Source organism: Pseudomonas sp. FFUP_PS_473 (assembly GCF_002858665.1).
In the GTDB taxonomy this organism is placed as follows: Bacteria; Pseudomonadota; Gammaproteobacteria; order Pseudomonadales; family Pseudomonadaceae; genus Aquipseudomonas; species Aquipseudomonas defluvii.
Genome location: NZ_PJQQ01000127.1, coordinates 1 through 321 on the forward strand (window position 1 = coordinate 1; position 321 = coordinate 321).

Below are 321 nucleotides of genomic sequence, written 5' to 3' on the forward strand. Positions count from 1 at the left end.
GAACAGCCGGCGGATGTGCTCAACACCATCTGGCGCAAGAATGAGGTGTTTCTCGATATTGGGAGCTACAGCATAGGCTCGGGGGTGATGGTGCTGTGGCCTCTCGTGATGATGTTTCTGGGTTTGGCTTACGGTTTTAGAAACATCTCGCCGGAAGGTAGTGTGCTGACTCTTTCTATAGGAGGGGTTATAACGGGCATCCCGGCACTAATTCTCATCCAAAGCCTGTTCCGCCCAGTCCCCCTGCCGTTGCGCTTCAATCGCCAACGCCGTGAAGTCTGCGTCCCTCGCGAAGACGGCGAATACTGGATTGTGCCGTGG

Annotated in this window: 1 pseudogene; it reads left to right on the top strand. The window is 55.5% G+C overall.

Going from position 1 to position 321, the window contains the following annotated elements:
- Positions 1-321 (top strand): annotated as a pseudogene (locus CYD26_RS24875) (hypothetical protein); the annotation flags it as partial.